This is a genomic window from Shewanella algae, from assembly GCF_009183365.2.
GTDB lineage: Bacteria > Pseudomonadota > Gammaproteobacteria > Enterobacterales > Shewanellaceae > Shewanella > Shewanella algae.
Genome location: NZ_CP068230.1, coordinates 3,232,977 through 3,252,494, shown reverse-complemented (window position 1 = coordinate 3,252,494; position 19,518 = coordinate 3,232,977). Strand labels below are relative to the sequence as shown.

Below are 19,518 nucleotides of genomic sequence, written 5' to 3'. Positions count from 1 at the left end.
TCTCTGTTAACTTGTTGGACTCGCAAAACCGCGCTAACAGACTAATAACAGAGATAGAGGCATTCATGAAACTTCGTCACTCCGTGGCCTGCTGTATGCTGGCATTGGGAACTTTGGGCAGTGCAGCCGCCTACGCCGTAGAAGCGGGCCAGGGCTATTACCGTTCGCCCGCGATTCATGACAACACCCTGGTGTTTACTGCCGAAGGGGATATCTGGACTCAGAAGCTCGGGCAGGATAAGGCCGCCCGTTTGACCAGCCTGCCGGCCGAAGAGTTGAATGCCAAGATCTCTGCCGATGGAAAATCGCTGGCGTTTACCGCCAACTATGACGGTGCCCAGGAAGTCTATGTGATCCCCATGAGCGGCGGGATAGCCAAGCGCGTCAGTTTCGAAAACAGCCAGGTACGGCTACAGGGCTGGACCGCAAATGGCGAAATTCTCTATGCCACAGACAATGCCCAAGGGCCGGCGAATTACTGGGTGCTGCGTTCGGTAAACCCGGATACCCTGACAACCCGCGATCTGCCGCTGGCCGATGCCATAGAAGGCGTGGTTGACCCACAAGGCGAGTATGTCTACTTCACCCGCTTTGGGCTGCAAACCACAGGGGATAATGCCAAGGTGTACCGCGGCGGCGCCATGGGCGAACTGTGGCGTTATCAACTGGGGCAGGACAAAGAGGCCGTGCGGCTGGGCAAAGAGCATCAGGGCTCGCTGCGTCATCCCATGCTGTGGCAGGGGCGGGTCTATTTTGTCTCGGATGCCGATGGCAATGCCAACATCTGGTCTATGGCCAGCGATGGCTCAGATCTTAAACAGTTGACTCAATATCGTGATTTCGAAGTGCGCACCCCCTATCTGGACGGCGGCCGCATAGTGTTCCAGCTGGGCGCCGATATTCACCTGTGGGACCTGGCTTCCGGGCAGGAGCAGAAGCTGGATCTGCGTCTGGCCTCCGACTTCCCCGAGCGGCGTGAACATTGGGTTAAAGATCCGCTCGATTTTGCCACCAGTGCCAGGCTGGCCCCGGCTGGTGACAAGGTGGTCATCACTGCCCGCAGCCATGTGGCGCTGGCGACTACAGATGGTTCCCGCCTGGTAGAGCTGGACTCGGACGGCAAGCATAGAATGCGCAATGCACTGATGAGTCATGACGGCCGTTGGGTCTATGCCATCTCGGATGCTTCCGGTGAGCAGGAGATCTGGCGTTATCCCGCCGATGGCAGCGCTGGCGCCAAGCAGCTGACCCAAGATGGCAACACATTGAGAATGAGCCTGGAGCTGTCGCCCAATGGGCGTTATTTGGCACATGATGATTATGCCGGTAATTTATGGCTGCTGGATCTCAAAGACGGCAGTAACAAGAAGATAGTGACCAACAACGAAGGTCTTGGCCCCTATGCCGATATCCGTTGGTCGCCGGATAGCCGCTTCCTGGCTTTGACTCGCTCGGAAGTCGGTGCCCAACGAAGCCAGGTGATGCTTTACTCGCTGGAATCCGCCAAGGGCGATATGCTGACCAGCGACAAATACGAGTCTTTCTCGCCCAGTTTCAGCCCGGATGGTCAGTGGCTCTATTTCCTGTCAAACCGCGAGTTCCAGGCCACTCCATCTTCGCCTTGGGGCGATCGCAACATGGGCCCCGTATTTGACAAGCGTAGCCAAATATTTGCCCTGGCATTGAGTCAGGATGCCCGTTTCCCATTTCAACGTCCCAACGAGCTGCAAGGCGTTGCTGCCGGTGATGAAAAGGCCGTTGACGATAAGCTGAAAGTGGATTGGAAAGGCCTGAAGTCGCGGCTGTGGCAAGTCCCCATAGAGGCGGGCAACTACCAGAAACTGCAGGTATTGGGCCCGGGTCTCTATCTGCTCGATAGGGATATCACAGGCAAACAGTCGGCGCTCAAGCTGGTGAAGTTTGACCCTTTGAGCCCCAAGTTGGAAACCTTCGCTGATGATGTGCGCGATTATCAACTCTCGGCCGATCAGAGCAAGGTATTGCTGCGTAAGCAGAGCAATCCCAAAGAGATGGTGATAGTGCCAGTGGGTGACAAACTGCCGGGCGATCTCAGCAATGCCGTGGTGCAAACATCCCAGTGGCAACTCGCCATTCAACCGCGTCAGGAGTGGCAGCAGATCTTTGAAGATGCCTGGCTGATGCACAGAGACTCCTTCTTCGACAAGAAGATGCGCGGTGTCGATTGGCAAGCCGCCAAGGCCAAATATCAGCCATTGCTGGACCGGCTTACCGACAGACATGAGCTGAATGACATCTTCACTCAGATGATGGGTGAGCTCGATGCGCTGCACTCTCAAGTGCGCGGCGGTGACTTTGCCAAGGATCCCGACATGCCCAAGGCCGCCGAGCTGGGTGCACGTCTGAGTCAGGTGAAAGATGGTGTCAAGGTCAGTCATATCTATCGCACCGACCCTGAATTGCCGATGCAGGCCTCACCGCTGGCGCGCCCCGGGGTCGATGTCCGTGATGGCGACATCATCACCCATATCAATGGCCGTAAGTTGGCTACCCTGGCGCAGCTCACCTCCATGCTGCGTAATCAGGCCGACAAACAGGTGCTTTTGGGACTCAAGCGCGGTAGCAAGCAGCACAAGGTAATAGTGCAGGCTATCAGCAACCGTGACAATGCCAAACTCAGGTATCTCGATTGGGTCAATGCCAATGCCGATAAGGTGGCCAAGGCCAGTGATGGCAAGATAGGTTATCTGCATCTGTATGCCATGGGCAGTGGTGATATTGAGAGCTTTGCCCGCGAGTTTTACGCCAACTACGACAAGGATGGCCTGGTTATCGATGTGCGCCGCAATCGTGGCGGTAATATCGACAGCTGGATCATTGAAAAGCTGCTGCGTAAGGCATGGGCCTTCTGGCAACCTACAACAGGCGCGCCTTATGTCAACATGCAACAGACGTTCCGCGGCCACCTGGTGGTACTGACGGATCAGTTGACCTATTCCGATGGTGAAACCTTCTCCGCCGGCATAAAGGCGCTGGGACTGGCGCCCTTGGTGGGTAAACAGACGGCGGGTGCCGGGGTTTGGCTCTCGGGGCGCAACAGCCTCACCGACTGGGGCATGGCGCGGGTTGCCGAATATCCTCAGTATGCTATCGATGGCCGCTGGGTGCTTGAAGGCCGAGGTGTCAGCCCGGATATCGAGGTAGACAACCTGCCACTGGCAACCTTCAAAGGCAAAGACGCCCAGCTAGAGCGGGCTATCAGTTATCTCAAGGATGAACTGGTACGCGAACCCATACCGGCATTGAATGCTCGCCCCATGCCTCCCAAGGGTGAAGCGGACGATATTAAGTAAGCAGTGATAAAAAACAGGGGATGCATTTTGCATCCCCTGTGCAGGTGTTAGGGTGTTATCGGCCACGTGGTTCCCAGGTCGGTAGCACCCGTTTTTATTGCTCAGAAATTAATTTCCACTTCGGTATCGGCCGCCAGTGAGTTGGCGATAAAGCAGTTGGCATGTGCCTTTTCGTGGATCTTTTCCAGCGTTTCCCTATCTATCTCAGTGCCTTCGGCAAAAGTGACTTCAGGGTTGAGGCTCATGCGGGTCACGGCAATTTTACCAGACTCCTTCTTGCCGATTTCTGCGGTGGCGCTATCCCGGTAGCTCTCTACCGGTAAGCGCTTCAAGTGAGCTATGGTCAGGAAGGTCAGCATATGGCAGGACGACAATGCCGCCAGCAGACTCTCTTCCGGATTGACCTTGGCTTCATTGCCTTTGTATTCGGGGGCTGCTGATGCCAGCAGTTGTTGGCCTGTACCAAAGTCTATTTGATGATCGCGATTGAACTCTCCCTCGGGCGCCGGGCTGGTTTGCCAGGATACGGTCAGATGAAAACTCAATTGGATGCTCCTTGAGACGGTTTGCAAAGTAGCGGCCACTATAGCCTATTTGCCAAACCCTTGTCTGCCACAGGTCATCACGATTCCACCCGGCTCGATTTTTCTCAGTAAACCCAAGAGCTGTTTCTTGTTAACTAATTGTTTTAAATTGAATATTTGTGTTTTTTAACTTTAATGCTTTGGTCTTATCTCTTTGGTCATTCCACCTACTTTAGTCTTGCATCTGTCGTCTGGCGGCGCTATAACAACAGAGTGTGTAAACAAAATGTTTCAAATGTTAATAAAAATGATATTTCGAGATGGATCGAAATACTGATCAAAGACAAATTGCAGGAGAACATTATGCAGGCATTTTACAAGCCCCTCGCGGCAGCGGTTACCCTGGCGCTGTGCGTTGGTGCACAGGCTGCAGATAACGAACGTTACATCGTTAAGTTCAAGGAGGGGAAAGGCCCCAGCACTATGGCGCAGATGAAGGCTATGGGCGCCAAAATGGAACTGGATCTGTCGGCCCACAACGCCGCCGCCTTTTCCATCCCGGCTCAGGCTCTCAAGGGCCTGGCCAACAATCCCAACGTGGAATATGTCGAAGCGGATGTGAAACGTTTCCCGCTTTCACAGGTAGTGCCTTACGGTATTCCCATGGTACAGGCCGACCAACTCAGTGACGCCCAGACCGGTAATATGAAGGTCTGTATCATAGACTCAGGTTACCAGTTGGCCCATGAAGATCTGTCGGGCAACAATGTCGATGGTACCAATGACCCCGGTACCGGTAACTGGTACACAGATGAAAACCATCATGGTACCCATGTGGCCGGGACGATTGCCGCACTCAACAATGGGGTTGGTGTGGTTGGCGTAAACCCCAACGGCAATCTTAACTTGCACATTATCAAGGTGTTTAATGCCGATGGCTGGGGCTACTCATCCAGCCTGGTTGCCGCGCTGGACAAGTGTGAGCAGGCCGGCGCCAAGGTAATCAACATGAGCCTGGGTGGCAGCTTGAAGAGCCGCACCGAGGACAGCGCCTTTGCTGCCGCCGACAGCCGCGGCATTCTGAGTATTGCCGCCGCCGGTAACGACGGTAATACCCGTCACTCTTATCCGGCATCTTATAACTCTGTGGTGTCGGTTGCCGCAGTGGATGCCAACAAGCAGCATGCGGATTTCTCACAACGTACCAGTCAGGTTGAACTCTCCGGCCCGGGTGTCGGCGTGCTTTCCTCCGTGCCTATGGGCACTGCGCTGGTGGCTGCGGCCACAGTGGCCGGTAATGGTTACGAAGCCATAGGTATGGAAGGCTCACCTACAGGTAGCGCCGCCGGTACTCTGGCTGACTGCGGCACAGGTGAGAGCCAGTGTGATGCCGCCGGTAAGGTGTGTTTAATTCAACGCGGTAATATCGCCTTCTCCGACAAGGTGCTCGCCTGTGAAAATGGCGGTGGTGTAGCGGCCATTATCTACAACAATGAGCCAGGGGCCTTAAACGGGACTCTGGGTGAGGTGGTTACCGCCATTCCGTCTGTGGGTGTGAGTGATACCGATGGTGCGGCCATGTTGGCGGCAGTTGGCAGCAATGCCAGCGTTGATATCGGCGCGGGTAACTATGCTTACTTCGACGGTACTTCGATGGCGACACCTCATGTGGCAGGGGTTGCGGCCTTGGTGTGGAGTCATTTCCCTCAGTGCAGCAACAGTGACATTCGTGCGGCATTGCGTGCCACCGCCGAAGATCTCGGCGCTGCCGGCCGTGATGATGAGACGGGTTACGGTCTGGTGCAGGCCAAGGATGCAGTGGATTACCTGACCGCCAACGGTTGCTCGGGCGGTGGTACCGGCGGTGGCGGTGACACAGGTGGTTGTAAGGGCAAAGGCTGTAAGAGCCCTAAAAATCCTCGCTGATTGCTGGCTTTATTTTGAGATACGCACTAAAAAGCGCTGCTGTTGCAGCGCTTTTTCATGGCAGAGTTTGAGCCAAAATTGGTTAGATAAACCAACCCACAACAAAAACAACCGGCGCCAACATAAGCGCTTTAGGCAGACTGCGACCGAGATAGCTGAGCTGCAAAACCACAGGTAGGGCAGCCAGCGTCATCAGGCCGAAAAACAGTATGCTGCCATAACCCCAGCCATACCCCATGCCACAAAGCACAAAGCTTGCCAGCAGGGCCAACCAACCGCCCGCATATAGCAGGTGGCTTTCCAGAGTTTTGGGAGCGCGCCCCATGGCCTCACGGAAATGACCGAACATGGATATGGCCAGCAGGCCAAAGGCGAGATAAGTCAACGCAATAAGTGCAATCATCATCCGCGCACCGCCTGAAGTTTTTGGGCCTTGGCCGTTTGTTTCATTGGCTGCCTCCCCAAACGCTTGAAGGCAAATAAGCCAAGGGCTGCGAAGGCCAGTGCCAGCAGATCAAATCCCGCCAATTGCCACTGACCGGCCGCGAGGTTGCTCAGCAGGTTGGCTGGCGAGGTCAGGGCGTTCAGCAGCGGCAAGAACGCCAGTGCAGCTGTCAGCGCCGCCAGTTGAGCGCGCCACATGGCTCTGTCTCTGCGCCAGATAGCCAGCAAGCCGCTGATCAGCAGCAGAATAAAGAAGCTGTGAACCTCCCATTGACTGCGGCCAGGCAAAGAGGCAGGCAGCAGGCGATTGGCATAGAAAAAGGCCACTGTACCCAGTGGCAGACCGAGGATAAACATCAGGTTCAGCGTTTCCACCAGGCGCAGACCCAGGCTGGGCTTGGCGCCCTGACTGATGGCTTTTTGTTGTTTCTGGCGAATCTTTACCGCCCACATCAAGGTGCCGCTGGCTATCATCACGCAGCCGCTCAGCCCCAGAAGGAAGAAGAGCCCCCGCAGTGCGGGGCCGGAGAAACGGGCTGTGTGCAAGGACATCATGGCGTCGTGAGTCGCCTTGGTGGCGCTGATGTCACTGTCCGCGCTGTAGAGAAGATCGCCATCAGTACCGCTGAACACCATAAACAGCTCCCGTTCTGTGACTTGCTTGCCTGTGTTGAAAGTGACCACTACTCGGCTGTTGGCATCATCCGGGTTGATCACTGACACCGACTTGAGCGGCAGTTCGGCAAAGGTTTGCTGCACCTTGGGCAGTAAGCTTGCCAGTGGCAATTGAGGCGCGGCTTCATTGGCGGCAGCTATGCGGGTAAAGCTGCTGCCGGGGCGGGCTTCATTGATAAATTCCCGGCGGTCACTGTCATAGTTGACCAATATGCCCCAAGGCATATAGATGATCATCAGGGTGATAAGCCCGGTATAAGTGATCATCAGATGAAACGGCAGCGCCAGTACCGAACTGACATTATGGGCATCGAGCCAGGAACGGCTACCCTTGCCGGGACGGAAGCTGAAGAAGTCCTTGAAGATGCGCTTATGGATCACTATTCCTGAGATGATCGCCAGCAACATAAACATGGTGCAGAAACCGACAATCCAGCGTGCCGTGATGGCAGAGATATAGTGCAGATCGAAATGCAGGCGGTAAAAGAAGTTACCGCCGCGGCTCTCCCGCACTTCAGTCACATAGCCGCTATTATCGGCCTTGACTAGATGTTCACTGAAGGCGCCGCGGCGCTGCCCCGGCTCCGGCGGCTGTTGCCAGCCATAACTCAACATGGGGTGGCGCTCTGTGGGGAATTCAATCAGCCAGCGCTGGGCGTTGACCGCATTCTGCCTGAGATAATCCTCGCCCTGACTCAATTGCTCAGCAAGGCGGGTGTTATCGTAGGATTGGAACACCTCCTTGTGCAGCTCGGGCTGATTCCACAGGCTGATTTCATGGCGATAGTAGCTCAGGGTTCCGGCAAAAAACACCAGTAGCAGCACCCAACATACCAGCAGACCCACCCAGGTGTGGAGCCAGGTCATGGTTCGGAAAAAACTGTCTTTCATCTCAAACCCCCAGCAGTTTCAGCATGCCAAACAAGGCGGCTGCCAGCAGCAGGAGTTCTTGCCAGGCCCGCAAACTGCGTTTGACGCAAAATACCCTGATAACCACCATGGCGTAGATCAGAAAAGACAGCATCATGGCACTCACTGTACTGTCGATACGGCTCATAGGCAGGCTCACAGCCAACAGGGCACAGGCCAAAGACGCGATAAGATAACCGCCAACAATAGATGCCAGCGCCCGGCTGATAATGGTCAGGGCTTGGGGATAGCGCCTGGGAAACTGTAACAGAGATAGAGATTTCATGATTGCTGCGGATAGTCATTGACCACCAAGGGAAACAGATGCGCTGATTCTAGCTTAATAATAATTAATGATAAACATTACCATTCGTGTTTTACCTGTAAATAACGCCTGTATCGAACCGGCAGCTGACTTGATACAGAAGGGGCTGGAAATACTGAACTGAATTAAAACAGGCCAATAACCGGCGATAAAAACAGCACTAAACAGGGAACAAGATGAACTCTGGATTAATTTTGACCATGCAAGAGCAGAATGAGGCACTGATCGAGCTTTATTTGAACATTGGCCCTTGTGTTTTACGCTGAAAGCCCCAAGCTCTATAAGTGAATCAGCAGAAAAAAGGAAAACCTATGAAAATTCAGCTTTCAGGTCATCATGTTGAAGTCACAGCAGCAGTACGTAGCCATATCGAAGAGAAGTTTTCCAAAATCGCCAAGCATTTCCCCAGCCTGTTAGGCTTGGATATCATCATTGCCAAAGAGCATGGCGTACATCAGGTTGATATTCGAACCAATTACGAGGGGGTGGCAGTCGCGGCCTCCGGCAAGAACGAAGTCATGTATCCGGCCATCGCCGAAGCAGGCAAAAAACTGGAAGCGGCGCTCAAGCACAGAAAGGGGCAACTCAAGGCCGATCTTCATGAAAAACCCGAGGTGACCACCCCGGAAATTGCCCACGAGATTATCCAGGAAATGGAACTGCGTTAATTCAAGTGCATTAACATTTACGTAGAAATAAAAAGGGACCATCTGGTCCCTTTTTATGTTTCAAAACCTTGGTCTTATTCGATGATCTCGGCGTTGTGATAGACATTTTGCACGTCATCACAGTCTTCCAGTGCGGCAATAAACTTGTCGAACTGGGCGACATCTTCACCGGACACTTCCACCATGTTCTGTGGTACGAAAGTGATCTCTTCCATCTCAAAGTTGACTTCGGGGAAGGCTTCCAGCAATGCCGTCTTGGCCTTGTAGAATTCGGTGTTGGGGGCGTAGACACTGATCATGCCGTCTTCCAACTCGACATCGGCAACATCGACATCGGCCATCATCAGGGCCTCGAGCACCACTTCATCATCTTCACCGGGGAAGACAAATACCGCCTGGTGATCGAACATGTGGGCCACAGTGCCTGGACCACCCAGCTTGGCATCATTCTTCACAAATGCCTGACGAACCTCGGTGAAGGTGCGCTTGCCGTTGTCGGTCAGACAGTCGACAATCACCATGCAGTTACCCGGGCCGAAACCTTCATAGCGGGCAGTATCATAGTCTTCACCGCCACCACCTTTGGCCTTGTCGATAGCCCGGTCAATAACGTGTGCCGGCACCTGATCTTTCTTGGCGCGTTCAATCAGGCGCCGCAGTGCCAGGTTACCGTCGGGATCGACACCGCCACCCTTGGCACACACGTAGATCTCTTTACCGTAACGGGAGTAGACCTTGGTCTTCTGTGCGGCCGTCTTGGCCATGGATTCCTTGCGGTTTTGATATGCTCTGCCCATCTTTGCAATGTCTCATCAATGCGTTGAAAAAGAGTGGCAGATTCTAGCAGCTTTCCCGCACTAAATGCACCTGTCCGCCCGCTGGGCTGCCGGCAGTGTGAAGCCACGCCTGATCATGCTTACCGTCTCCCGCCGCAGAATCTCATTACCTCACTATAGACTTATGTCCAATTCGGCAGAGCGCCGTGCTTTGGGTTATGCTGAAAAACTCAAGGATCCCTTGTTTGGCACAAACCAACAATAAGGATAGGAAGGGAGGCTGCATGTCTGAGGAAAACCGTATTTTGCCTATGCTGGCGGGGTTGCTGCTCGGCGCGCTGGCGCTGGGTTGCGCTCAGTTGGCTTTAAGTGCCGACAATCTATTGCTTTCACTGCTTGGATGGAGTCTTGCGCTTATAGGCCCTGTATTGGCGCTGCGCTGGGCTTCCCGCCCTGCGGTCCAAGGCGCCAAGCAGACATCCGGTGAGGGCGCAGGTGATGAAAAGGCGGCGCAGCAACTGGGCCAGGATGCCAGTCGTATCGCTATCGGCGCTGCCGAAGTGTCTCACTTTGTTGACCAACTCAAGTTCACTCTGGACTCCAGCGGTCAGCAAGCCGGGCAAATTGCCGTGGCGGCCAGTCAGCTGAGTCATACCACCGTGGCTTTGAGCGAACATGCCGAAGTGGTGCTCAATCAGGCAAAGGCATCCCGCAGTGTCAGCATTGAAGGGCGCCAGTATGCCGCCAGTGGTTTTCGTGCGGTTGAAGCCTTGAGCCTGGATGTCGACAAGGCCGCCTCCGGCGTGGGGCAACTCAAGGCGCAGGCCGATGCCATAGGCAAAATCACCGAAGTGATTGACAGTGTTGCCGCCCAGACCAATCTGTTGGCGCTCAATGCCGCCATTGAAGCCGCCAGGGCCGGAGAGGCGGGTAGAGGCTTTGCCGTGGTGGCCGATGAAGTGCGCAGTCTGGCGGCCAAGACCGCAGAGGCTACCCAGAACATTGCCGCCATGTTGACCCAGATTAGAGAGCTGACCGACGGCACCTCACAGCTAATGAATCAGGTGGTTAGCCAAACCGCCGGCGCCGTGGATGCCATGAATTCACTGGAGCAGAGGTTTGACAGTATCGCTTCGGGTGTCGAGGACTCGGCGCAGGCGTTGGAGCAGATTGAGGCCGCGTTGCGTGAATATCGCGGCACTACGGCGGATATTTCCAATGCTATTACCCATATCAGCGAGTCGCTGACAGATACAGGTCGTCGCAGCGAGCAGATCTCCCGTCAGGCCTTTGGGCTGTCGCAGACCACAGAGGGAATGTTCCGGGCGCTTTCGCATTGGGATACCGGCAGTTTCGATCAGCTTATTCTCAAAGAAGCGCAGCAGGCCGCCAAGGCTTGCGGCCAAGCGTTGGAGCAAGGGTTGGCGGAAGGCAAGTTTACTGAGCAGCAGTTGTTTTCGCCGCAATATCGGCCGATAGCGGCGACAGAGCCACCCAAATACAACACCGCCTTTGACGGTTTTACCGACAAGCACTTTCCGGCCTTGCAGGAGCCGATACTGGAGCGTCACCGGGAGGTGATTTACGCCGGTGCGGTCGATAAGAAGGGCTACTTTCCGACTCACAATCAGCGTTTTTGCCAGCCGTTGACCGGTGATAGGGAGCGGGATATGCTGCAAAACCGCACCAAGAGATTGTTCAACGACCCAACTGGGATCCGCTGCGGCCAGCACACAGAGCCGGTGCTGCTGCAGACCTATAAGCGTGACACGGGTGAGGTGATGCACGATCTCTCTGTGCCCATCTATGTTAAGGGCAAACACTGGGGTGGCTTTCGGATAGGCTTCAAGGCCCAGTGATGCTGCTGTGCGTAGGCGTCTTGGGCGCTCAAGGCTTGCGGCCGGCTCAGAGACTCAGATGCTCATACAGCTCTGTGGCCAGGGCACTGAGTTCATCGGCGCTCGGATGAGTATGGGCATAAGTGCGCAGGCCATAAATACCCATCATCAGAAACCGGGTCAGCTGCGCTGGATCTTTATCGGCGGCCAGTTCACCTTGCACCTGGGCCTGCTGCAGTATCTGCTGCAACGCCGTTTGCCATTGCTGTAGATGTTGGCTCACTCTCTGTTGTACAGCCAGATCTTGCTCACCCACTTCGCTCAAGGCTTTGACCAAAAGGCAGGCCTGGCTGGCATCACAGCTGAGGCACTCGCTGACTATGTTGTCCAGATAACGCCGCAGGCATTCGAGCCGTGAACCCTCGGCCGGGAAAAAGCCCTGTAGCTGCTGCTCGCGATCGGCGTGGTACTGGTCAATCGCTGCCAGAAACAGCCCGTGCTTATTGTCGAAGGCACAATAGATAGACCCCGGATGCAAGCCGGTTGCCCGGGTCAGATCCTGCATACTCGTCTTGCTGTAACCCTTGGCCATAAAGGCATTCATGGCGCTGCGCAGCACTTTCTCGCGATCGAATTCGGCGTTTCTCATAAGATGATTTCCCACTTTGATGCGCCGAGTTTACTGCAATTTGAATATTTGTTCAAAAAAGTCTTGAATGATCATTCAACAATCTTTATCTTGAACGAACATTCAAATAGGGGCTCAGCTCCTCAGGCTCTGAATAAGGCGAATGCCAGTGACTGAGCCGTTAACTCGCCAAGGGCAGGAACCATGTACCAGAACTTGTTTGAACAGTATCGTCTCAATGACAGCATCACACTCAATAACCGCTTTATGATGGCGCCGCTCACCCGTTGTATGGCCGATGCCGATTTGGTGCCGATAGATGCCATGTTGGCTTACTACGCCCGCCGCGCCGAGGCTGGGCTGATCATCAGTGAAGCCACCATCATTCGCCCGGATGGGCAGGGCTACCCCAACACTCCTGGGCTCTTTACCCAGGCTCAGATTGCCGGTTGGCGCCGGGTGACAGATGCCGTGCATGAAAAGGGCGGCAAGATTTTTGCCCAGCTGTGGCACACAGGCAGGGTCGCGCATCCGCACTTCTTTAATGGTGAACATGTGTTGGCACCATCAGCCGTGGGCGTTGAAGGTACAGTGCCGAGAATGCGCGAGCTGAGCTACCAAACTCCAAAGGCGGCCAGCAAGGCCGAGATTGCTGAACTGGTGCGTGATTACGCCAAGGCGGCAGAAAACGCCATTGAGGCCGGTTTCGATGGTGTGGAGATCCACGGTGCCAACGGTTATCTCATCGATCAGTTCCTGCATTACGACAGCAACCGACGTGAAGATGAGTACGGTCAAACGCCTGAAAACATGAGCCGCTTTGCCCTGGAAGTGGTGGATGCCACCATAGCCGCCATAGGTGCAGATCGCACGGCGCTGCGTTTGTCACCCGGGGCATACTTTAATATGAGTGCCGATCCCCGTGACCGCCAGGTGTTTGATTATCTGCTCGCCGAGCTTGGCTCCCGCCGATTGGCCTATCTGCACGAGGGCATGTTTGACGACAACATGCGCTTCGACTTCCTCGATGGCCGGGTATCGGACTACATGCGCCGCCACTACCAGGGAAATCTGGTGGGTGTGGGTGGTTACAGCCCGGAAACGGCCGCCGAGGCGATTGCTGCCGGGCGTTTTGATCTGGTCGCCATAGGCCGCCCCTTTATTGCTAACCCTGACTATATCGCCAAGGTTCGCAGCGGCGAGAGCCTGCAGGATTACTCGGATGAGATGTTGGCCACTCTCGACTGAAACAGGGCATCCCGGCCAGAGTACCCTTAACCCGCTTAGCCATGGCGCCATCGAGATGCAGTATTGGCGGCGCCTGGCGTCCTTGTAGAATTGCCCCATATTTGGCGAGTATTTTGGCATACTCGCCGTTTTTTTTGATTGTCTCCAGCCCTTGATTGAACTCGGCAATCAACTTAGCGCCATGGGGATGAAGGCGACTGGTGCTCAGGTGCAGGTTGCGGATATCCAGTGGCGGACCGGTAAAGTCGAAGCTATCTTCCTGTTGCAGACGCCAGAATGTATCTGTGGCGACAATCTCATCCTCCAGAGTCAAATCCAGACGACCCACTGCCAACATCTTCAGATTGGACTCCAGACTGTTGTTGGGCACGCGAATAAAATCGCTCGCGGCGCGAAAACCGGTTTGATAGCTGTATCCGCGTACCACGCCGATTCTTTTCCCCTTGAGGCTGTCGAGATCTGTGTATTCAAAGGGATCGCCACGGCGCTTGATGAAACGCTGGCGATTTTGCAGATAAGGCTCGGAAAACAGCAGCACTTGCTCTCGCTCCGGCGTATGCCAGGTGGCCAGCAGCAGATCGGTTTTGGCCTCTTTTACCGACCTCAGTGCCCGGGCCCAGGGCTTTAACTCCACCTGCAAGCGATAACAGTGAACCGCCAGCGCGCTCTGAACTATTTCCAGTGCCAAACCGGCTTTGCCATCGGCCTCAATAAAAGGGGGCCAGGGATCATTGGTCAGTGTCAGATGTAGCGGTACCGCCGGTTCAGAAGTCGAAGGGGATGCTGGATTACAGTTGGCGCAAGCCAGCCATGGCTGTAGCAGAAACAGCAGAGCAAATACCCAAGTCAGTTTCATATTTGACCCTTCATATCAGAGGCTTGGAACCCAAAAGTGCTGAAAGAAAGCTGCAGGTGTCGTCAGCATCCCATAAATCCGCATGTAATTGCAACGTTACCAAATGCTACGAAATTGTTTGTTTTTGTTTGTTATATCTGGAGGGCAGATTTTCTGCGTAATTGAAAGCAAGAGTCTTAAAGAGGACCTATGACTATAACAAATAATCAGCTTGGAACGCGGTTCCGGCAGACGGCGCTGGCCAGTCTGACCGCGCTCTATTTCGGGGGCATGATGAGCGCCACCGCCCAGGTTCAGATGCAACCCGTGGGCAAAGGCAATTTCTATCAGCCGAGTTTTACCAAAGAACAGGTGTTGGCGGCAGACAAGGCTCGTAAGGCGAGCCTTGAAGGCGACATCTATGCCGGTCAGCCGGGTGTGCTCAACCAGGTATTGCGCCAGCGGACGCCGGAACAGATATTTCAGCCGGATCCATCTGTCAGTGGCGTTCAGAGCTATATAGTGCAGCTTAACGAAGAACCTCTGGCAACCTATGACGGCAGTATTTCCGGGCTGGCGGCCACCAAGGCACCGAAAAATCGCTCGCTGATCGCCAAAGGTCGGGTCAGTGTCAATACGACTGATGCCAGGGCTTACAGCCGTTTCCTGGAAAAGCGTCAGGACAGTTTCGTAAATCGCGCCCGTCAGGCCGGTGCCAATCTACAGTTGAAACAGCGCTTCACCATTGCCAGTAATGCCATGGTGGTAGAGATGACTCAGGAAGATGCCAAAATTCTTGCCCGCCAGAGTGGCGTCAAACGGATAACCCCCAACCGCATTTTCCAACTGCGTACCGACAGAGGGCCTGAGTTTATCGGCGCCGATCGGATCTGGCTCGGCCAGGACCCGAGTACAGGCCTGGCCGCCAAGGGTGAAGGTATGCTGGTCGGGATCATAGATACCGGGGTTAACACAGATCACCCGGCCTTTGCCGAGGATCAAGACTATGTGCGTTTGAACCCGCTCGGCAGCAACAAGTTTACCGGTGATTGTATCGACAGCCCTGAGTTGTGTAACAACAAACTGGTGGGGGTACATTCCTACCCCGAGATCACAGATGTTTACGGGGCGCCGGAATTTCAGGCCAACCCCTGGGGCACACCTGTCATGTTGCGCCCGGCCAATGGTGAGGACTATAACGGCCATGGCTCCCACACTGCCAGCACAGTAGCTGGTAACCATCTGGACAATACGCCTTTGCAGGCTGCAACCGGTGATGCCACCAGTGATGGGGTCAATGTGCCCTTTAACTTCCCGGCTACCAGCGGTGTAGCGCCGCGGGCGCATATCATCTCTTACCAGGTGTGTTGGCCCGGCAACGGTGGTGATCCCTATGCCGGTTGTCCCGAGTCGGCGATTCTGGCCGCCTTTGAAGATGCCATTGCCGACGGGGTAGATGCGATAAACTTCTCCATCGGTGGCGCCGAATCTTTGCCCTGGGCCGACCCTATGGAGTTGGCGTTTCTGGCCGCCCGTGAGGCGGGAATTTCTGTGGCTGTCGCCGCCGGTAATGCCGGTGCTTATTGGAGTGCGGATCACAGCTCTCCCTGGGTGACGACAGTTGGCGCCACCACCCACGACAGGGTGCTGGAAGCCGGTAACAAGCATATCGACAATTTCGGCGGTAACGAACGCTATCGCCCGTCCGAGCCTATTGTGGGCAAGAGCTTCTCCGGCGGCATTACTGGTGAGGTGGTGCTGGCTGAAAACTATGCCGACCCTGACCCCAGCGATGATTTCAACGCCGCCTCCTGTAACGTACCTTTCCCCGCCGGAACCTTCCGCGATGACCAGATAGTCATCTGTGAGCGTGGTGACATTCCCAGAGTGGACAAGGCCAAGAATGTGGCGGCTGGCGGCGCCGGTGGTTTTATTCTGCAAAACGTGGACTATCAGGTCGACAATCTGGTGGCCGATAGCTTTGTGATCCCTGGGATCCAGGTAAAGCAGAGCGACCGATACAAGCTGAAAAACTGGGTCAGATACAGTGATCCCGGCACGGCCATAGCGACTATCTCGGACTTCAGCAACGAGTATCTGTTTGATGATGCCCTGGCCAATAATCTGGCGCCTTTCAGCTCAATGGGCCCGAGCCGTACCAACAACACCTTGGTGCCGGATCTCAGCGCTCCCGGGGTACAGATTTACGCTGCCAACGCCGATGATCAACCCTTTACCGGTGCGCCGGATGCCTCCGACTGGACCTTTATGAGCGGCACCTCAATGGCGGCGCCTCATGTGACAGGTGCCATGACACTGCTGATGCAGCTGCATCCCGAGTGGACCCCGGCCGAAGTGCAGTCGGCGCTGATGATGACTGCCGGGCCTGTGTATCTCAACACAGGTTATGAGTTGCTGGAGCCTTTCTATCACTTTATGGCCGGCGCCGGCGCCATTAATGTTGCCCGTGCGGCCAATACCGGCCTGGTGATGGATGAGACCATAGAAAATTACCGCAATGCCAATCCGGAGAACGGTGGGATAGTCAACTGGCTCAACTTGCCTTCCATGGTGGAAATGGCCTGTGAGCAAAGTTGCAGCTGGATGCGCACAGTTACAGCCACCCGCGACGGCAGTTGGAGTGCCGAGGCTTTGGGTAAGGAGCAGGGCTTTGAGCTCAGTGTTTCTCCCGAGAACTTTACCCTGGTCAAGGGCGAAAGTCAGACTCTGGTGATCAAGGCCAAAGTGCCGCCGTTGATTGAGTCCAACGTCAATCCGGGTGAGCCGGGAGCGCCTTGGCAGCAGGTACAAAACAAGGACGCCTTCTTCAACGGTGAGCTCAGACTCACTGAAGCGTCAGGCACTTCCCCTGAGTTGCATATGCCGGTAGTCGTGGCCAGTAAGGCTGATCAGATGCCGGTATCCATGGACCTGGATATCAGCCGGGCTCAGGGCAGTGAAACCCTGAAGATGAATACCTCGGCCTATGCTCAACTGACGCCTCGTTTCTACGGCCCGGTGCAGCCTGAGCTAAAAACTGCCACTCTGGAAGCAGTGGCGCCATTCCTTGATCTGGAATACATAGAGAAGGGCTGGGATATTCAAACCGTCACGGTTCCCGAAGGCGCCAAGCGTTTGGTGGTGGAAGTGCAGAGCGCCAAGCGCACCAGCACGCTTGAGGAGATGAACCCCCGTTATTCAGGGGTGTTCCCCTTTGTGATCCTGGGGCGGGATGCCAACGGCAATAACGGCTTTATCCCTTCGCAAGAGGAGATGGAGCAGGATGACAGGGCGCTCAAGGCAGAATACGATGCCGAGCTGGTGTGTTTCTCTTCCAGCCAAGCCGAGCACAACCTCTGTAGTCTGGAAAACCCGGCCCCCGGTACCTATTGGTTTGCCACCGCCATGGCCTATGGCAAGGGGGAAGTGGAAGCTGTGACCGGCCATGCGGTGATCATGGCCGATGACGATTTCGGTATGTTGAGCCTGGATGGTCCGGCGTCGCATGATGGCAATGGTGACTATCAGTTGACCCTCAACTGGAATATTCCCGATGCCAAGCAAGGGGATGTCTTCTATGGCGGTATGGATCTCGGTGCCGGCCCAGGCGCTGAAGGTTCTTTCGGTTTCAGTGCCCTCAATATCCGCCGCGGCGAGGATGCCGTCAGCTGGTCAGTCAGTCAGGACAAGGCGCTGAGCGAAGATGTGGTGGATGTTACCGTTAAACTGGCGGCCAACCTGGAATCCCGCGATCGTAACTATGAGTTGCAGCTCAAGTTACCCGAAGGCATGCGTTTGGCACCGGCGACCATCAAGAGCAATAATCCAGCGGTTGCCGAAGCGATTGTTGCCGATGAAAGCGGCCTGACGCTGACTGGCCTGCAGCCCAGCACCCGCCTGGTGGAGCGGCAGTACAAGGTCAGTACCAACCTCAACGATGCCATGTGTCGCACGCCTATGATTGATGAGTACTCCACCGGTGGCTACATAGATCTCTTCGGCGAGTTTGGTATGCAGCCCAACGCCGACTGGTTGGCCGGCGACTCTCAAGTCAGTGTCGATGTGCCTATCGATTGGCTGTTCTATAAAGAGGGCGCCGAGTTCAAGGTATACAACCAGGCCAATGCCGGTTATATGCGGATGCATACTGTGGGCGCGTTGCAGTTTAACACTGCCTACTGGTATATGGGCGCGCACCGCGGCCCGGGTTTTCTGTATGAGGCGCTGGCCCCCTTCTGGCGTGGCAGTTTTGAGATGAAGTACCGCCGCCATTGGGAAGAGCCTTGGGGCCTGACCATAGCCACTCAGGACAAGGAAGAGCGTCCGGACCTGGGGGACTTGTTGTTCCTCGAGTTTGATAATGTTACCGACCGCCAGACAGGCCAGGAGTTTGACTTCCAGACCATACTGCGCAGCGGTATCGACGATCATCCCGGCATGTACGAGATCATCTATGCCTACCAGAACCTGGGGGCCGATGTGGCCGACGGGGCTGTGTTTGTCGAAGGCTTTGACAGTACCTGGTCTGGGGACGCGGGGCCGAAGAATGGCTATCTTTATGAGATGCTGGGCTTCGATAACCTGGATACCTTGCTTAAGGATGATCTGGTGATCTGCTTTGATTACACAGGGCCTGAGCAGAGCCGGGTCGAGCTGAGCTTCAAGGCGGCGATTCAACCCGGGGCTACCGGGAAGGCGCTTGCCATAACGCTTAATTACGATCTCGAAGGCGGCGAGCCGGGCACTTTGAGCCATCAGATTGCGGTTAAAGGCAATATCCAGCTGGCGCTACTCAGTGACATGAGTGTTGCCGAAAATGGCCGTATAGACGGTATTGCCGTGACCTATGTCGATGCCGATAAAGTGCCGAATCTGTTGGAGGTCAGTGGTGAACACATCAGCGCCGAGATTGACGGTGACAGCTTCAACCTGATCCCCGAGGCAGATTTTCACGGTGAAACTCTGGTCACGGTAACTGTGCGTGATAGCCTCAACAGTGGCGATGCCGCCAGCACCAGCTTTATGCTGAAGGTGGAGTCCGACGGGGTTGCCCCTGTGAGCCCTCCAGAGCCGCCGCTGGAGGAGTCAGACTCGGGTGGTTCGCTCGGCTGGAGTGTGCTGGCGCTATTGTCTCTTGGCTTGTTACGGCGCAAGCGCTGAGACTGAGCTAAACAAAAGCCAAAGCTAGATCCAAAGCCAAACCTGAGTCCGGGTTATCACTTGGGCCAGGTGCCCCAAACGGGTAACAGGGCAGATAAAAAATCCCCGCAGGTTGCATCAGCGGGGATTTTTATTGCCAGGGCTCATTCAAAGCGGTTATTTACAGGGCTAATCATCACGATTGATACAGATTGACTTCGACAGGCCCCGGCATGCCTTCAGTCAGAAGC

Annotated in this window: 13 protein-coding genes; 6 read left to right on the top strand and 7 right to left on the bottom strand. The window is 55.2% G+C overall.

Annotated features, from left to right (window positions below):
- The first annotated feature begins 65 nt into the window (after positions 1-65).
- Positions 66-3,332 (top strand): S41 family peptidase, encoded by a 3,267-nt coding sequence (locus E1N14_RS14595; RefSeq protein WP_062793887.1) that lies wholly within the window; start codon positions 66-68, stop codon positions 3,330-3,332.
- A gap of 101 nt (positions 3,333-3,433) precedes the next feature.
- On the opposite strand, the gene E1N14_RS14590 is transcribed toward E1N14_RS14595, so the two are convergent.
- The gene (locus tag E1N14_RS14590) at positions 3,434-3,877 is read right to left on the bottom strand and encodes an OsmC family protein (protein ID WP_025010932.1); all 444 of its coding nucleotides are present in this window, start codon (positions 3,875-3,877) and stop codon (positions 3,434-3,436) included.
- Between the two features lie 342 nt (positions 3,878-4,219).
- On the opposite strand from E1N14_RS14590, the gene E1N14_RS14585 reads away from it, so the two are divergent.
- Positions 4,220-5,782, top strand: coding sequence for a S8 family serine peptidase (locus E1N14_RS14585; protein WP_025010931.1), 1,563 nt, complete (start codon positions 4,220-4,222; stop codon positions 5,780-5,782).
- An 82-nt stretch (positions 5,783-5,864) separates the two neighbouring features.
- Here E1N14_RS14585 and E1N14_RS14580 read toward each other — a convergent pair whose 3' ends face one another.
- The 3 genes from E1N14_RS14580 to E1N14_RS14570 are packed head-to-tail and all read right to left on the bottom strand — an operon-like array spanning position 5,865 to position 8,096.
- Complete coding sequence (locus E1N14_RS14580; RefSeq protein WP_025010930.1) at positions 5,865-6,188, bottom strand: DUF3325 domain-containing protein; 324 nt, start codon at positions 6,186-6,188, stop codon at positions 5,865-5,867.
- Complete coding sequence (locus E1N14_RS14575) at positions 6,185-7,792, bottom strand: PepSY-associated TM helix domain-containing protein (protein WP_062793886.1); 1,608 nt, start codon at positions 7,790-7,792, stop codon at positions 6,185-6,187. The genes E1N14_RS14580 and E1N14_RS14575 overlap by 4 nt, the downstream gene beginning before the upstream one ends.
- A gap of 1 nt (position 7,793) precedes the next feature.
- Entirely contained in the window at positions 7,794-8,096 is a 303-nt protein-coding gene (locus E1N14_RS14570; RefSeq protein ID WP_025010929.1) for a DUF3649 domain-containing protein, read from the bottom strand.
- Between the two features lie 350 nt (positions 8,097-8,446).
- Between E1N14_RS14570 and hpf the strand changes: the two genes are divergently transcribed.
- Positions 8,447-8,803: a ribosome hibernation-promoting factor, HPF/YfiA family gene (hpf, locus tag E1N14_RS14565; protein ID WP_025010928.1), complete on the top strand. Its 357-nt coding sequence runs from the start codon at positions 8,447-8,449 to the stop codon at positions 8,801-8,803.
- Between the two features lie 74 nt (positions 8,804-8,877).
- On the opposite strand, the gene E1N14_RS14560 is transcribed toward hpf, so the two are convergent.
- On the bottom strand, positions 8,878-9,600 hold the full coding sequence (locus tag E1N14_RS14560) for a YebC/PmpR family DNA-binding transcriptional regulator (protein ID WP_025010927.1): 723 nt from the start codon (positions 9,598-9,600) through the stop codon (positions 8,878-8,880).
- Between the two features lie 263 nt (positions 9,601-9,863).
- Here E1N14_RS14560 and E1N14_RS14555 point away from each other — a divergent pair, with 263 nt between their 5' ends.
- Entirely contained in the window at positions 9,864-11,438 is a 1,575-nt protein-coding gene (locus tag E1N14_RS14555) for a methyl-accepting chemotaxis protein (RefSeq protein WP_025010925.1), read from the top strand.
- Between the two features lie 46 nt (positions 11,439-11,484).
- Here E1N14_RS14555 and E1N14_RS14550 read toward each other — a convergent pair whose 3' ends face one another.
- Positions 11,485-12,066, bottom strand: coding sequence for a TetR/AcrR family transcriptional regulator (locus E1N14_RS14550; RefSeq protein ID WP_025010924.1), 582 nt, complete (start codon positions 12,064-12,066; stop codon positions 11,485-11,487).
- 183 nt (positions 12,067-12,249) lie between these two features.
- Between E1N14_RS14550 and E1N14_RS14545 the strand changes: the two genes are divergently transcribed.
- Positions 12,250-13,293 carry an alkene reductase gene (locus tag E1N14_RS14545; protein WP_062793885.1) on the top strand — a complete coding sequence of 348 codons (1,044 nt, stop codon included), beginning with the start codon at positions 12,250-12,252 and terminating at the stop codon, positions 13,291-13,293.
- Here the strand turns inward: E1N14_RS14545 and E1N14_RS14540 are convergent.
- On the bottom strand, positions 13,211-14,149 hold the full coding sequence (locus tag E1N14_RS14540; RefSeq protein WP_062793884.1) for a substrate-binding periplasmic protein: 939 nt from the start codon (positions 14,147-14,149) through the stop codon (positions 13,211-13,213). The two genes, E1N14_RS14545 and E1N14_RS14540, sit on opposite strands and share 83 nt — an antisense overlap.
- A gap of 189 nt (positions 14,150-14,338) precedes the next feature.
- On the opposite strand from E1N14_RS14540, the gene E1N14_RS14535 reads away from it, so the two are divergent.
- Positions 14,339-19,288: a S8 family serine peptidase gene (locus E1N14_RS14535; protein WP_062793883.1), complete on the top strand. Its 4,950-nt coding sequence runs from the start codon at positions 14,339-14,341 to the stop codon at positions 19,286-19,288.
- The last annotated feature ends 230 nt before the right edge of the window (positions 19,289-19,518 follow it).